A 2217-nucleotide genomic window follows, 5' to 3' on the forward strand; every position below is an offset into this window, starting at 1 on the left:
GGCAGCTATATCGCCTCCTACCTCATACTATAAGTCTAAATACTTACTCAAGTTTCCCACTCTTTATGTACTACATTTTGTCGTGCGGAATGTGGGTTTCAGGCAAAAAAGTGTTTCATCCTTATTTGGAATGACTATAAAAGGAAATTTTTTTTGTTTCTCCACGGTGAGTGAGAGGCTTTATACCTTTATTTTTCGGTAAAAATACATTTTTCTTGATAACTTAAGTAGTTTTACCGAAATATTGTGGTTTAAAGCCTCCCCTTGGATAGGGGATAATAAATAAAAATTTTCCTGTTCGTCAATGCCTATCCGTTTTTAAGGAGAGGTAATTCTAAATTCTTAATTCTTAATTCTAAATTCTTGAATTAGCTACTATGATTCGGTTGTGCATCAGCAAAGTGTGGGATAAGTCGCGTAGGGCTGGCCAATAATGGTCTAAAAGCTCTGAGATATAAAGGTTGAGCAACCAAAAAGTTAGGACAGGTGGCTGACACTTCCCAATAAAGATACACCCTACTGCATTGTTTCATCTAAAAATGTGCATTAGAAAATGGGGGGATGGGGAGATGGGGAGATGGGGAGATGGGGAGATGGGGAGATGGGGAGATGGGGTGATTACGAAAAAAGCTAATGCACCATTTTAGGTGAAACGGTCCACTACAATTATTCCTCCAAATAGAAGGGAAGTCTCCCCACACAGACCACCCTCCCCACACTTCCTTGACGCACTACCTATGATTCTTTCTCCTTTCCCCCCCGGTCCCTGCTCCCCTTATCCCCACAAGAGTTTCAAGAGTTATGGGTATCAGAGCTAGCCCCTGGTTGGAAACCTTATCGGGTATAAATTCCCACCGTCTGCACGGTGTCCGGAATTGGTTGAGGTTTGAATCCCCACGAACATTGATTCTGTCTTCTGTCTCCTGACTCCTAACTCCTTCTTCAATTATTAATTATTAACAACTTGTAATCTTGATGTTAAAAATCTATCCATCCAACCTTCTAAATAAACTTGATTTTCTGCTTGTTCCTGTAGATTTTCTGTATCTAAAGGATGAGGAGCTAAACCCAAAATGGCAGCCGTTGTTACACAAAACATTGACTTCTGAAAAGTCTCACAAATTTTCACTCGTAAATTATCTGTACCTCGGTTAGTTTTTTGATAAACTTCTAAAAGATAATCTGGTAGAAAATGTCGCATATCTTGCATTAATAATGTAGGTGGAATTCCTGCACCACCAATAGGTAAAGGATCGGCATATAAAGCACCATAAGTAAATTGACTTTGCTCAGGGTCAATTTGTTGAGCTTTAGCATTATATGAAACTGTTCCTAAAAATGGTGCCCCTCGGAAGAAAACTGCTTCGACATAAGGAACTGCTGTGTCTGCTAAAAAGGTTAAACCTACTGATTCGGGAATTATTTCATAACGTTTACCTTTAATATTTACAGCAAAAGTAATTGGTAAATTTGCTGCCTCTACTAACCCTGATAAAATATGATTTACTACTTCAGGAATAGATTTCATTTTGCCTTGGTCATATTTATCAGATAGGGTCATAAATATATCACTCATTACCCGCCAAAATTGACCTAAAGCACTATAATAAGCTTGTTGACGTACCATGTCTGGTAAAAATTCTGGAAATAATTGATTGAGTGGCATTAATATCAAATTTCCTGTGATTTTGGCATCTATAGCTGCTTTTGCTAGTTGTTTAAATTCGGCTGAATCTAAATATTTATCCAGACCTCCACCTCCATGCCATAACATTCCTTTCATGCAATATTCTGCATATTCATAATTAATTCTGTCATGCCACCAAAACTTAAGTAATTTACTTAATGAAATTTCGCCATTGAAGTATTTAAAAAAGGGGAACATTTCTAAAAATTGATGTTCGGCAATGTAAATAAGATTTTTGGAATAAGCATCTAATACAATGCCATAACTTTTTAAAATTCCAACAACTTCCAAGACATTTTCTGGGGTATCTTTTAACAATGCTTGACCAGATTTTAAACAATTAATATATTCTGAAAGTGGATGCTTTTGAGATTTTAAAACTGTATTTGTCATAATTTTTTCCCTGAATTTGTTTTTTTAAATCTGTTTAAAACTAAGTATTAGTAGGATTTAGCAATCTCCTAACCTAAATTATGTAGCGCTAAATAATATCATAATTAGGGTTTGCTGAAAAAGTCTTTTGTCAGGAG

2 protein-coding genes are annotated in these 2217 nt (G+C 36.2%); one reads left to right on the forward strand and one right to left on the reverse strand.

The window, feature by feature from the left end; translation table 11 throughout:
- A partial coding sequence (locus ACP6PK_RS11925) for a hypothetical protein (RefSeq protein WP_426559781.1) occupies nt 1–202 on the forward strand: 202 nt, incomplete at its 5' end.
- A gap of 747 nt (nt 203–949) precedes the next feature.
- Here ACP6PK_RS11925 and ACP6PK_RS11930 read toward each other — a convergent pair.
- Nucleotides 950–2080 (reverse strand): CO2 hydration protein, encoded by a 1131-nt coding sequence (locus tag ACP6PK_RS11930; protein ID WP_426559782.1) that lies wholly within the window; start codon nt 2078–2080, stop codon nt 950–952.
- Nucleotides 2081–2217: the final 137 nt, after the last annotated feature.

The organism is Dapis hubbardiae BLCC-M172 (genome assembly GCF_050016015.1).
Classification (GTDB): Bacteria; Cyanobacteriota; Cyanobacteriia; order Cyanobacteriales; family Microcoleaceae; genus Trichodesmium.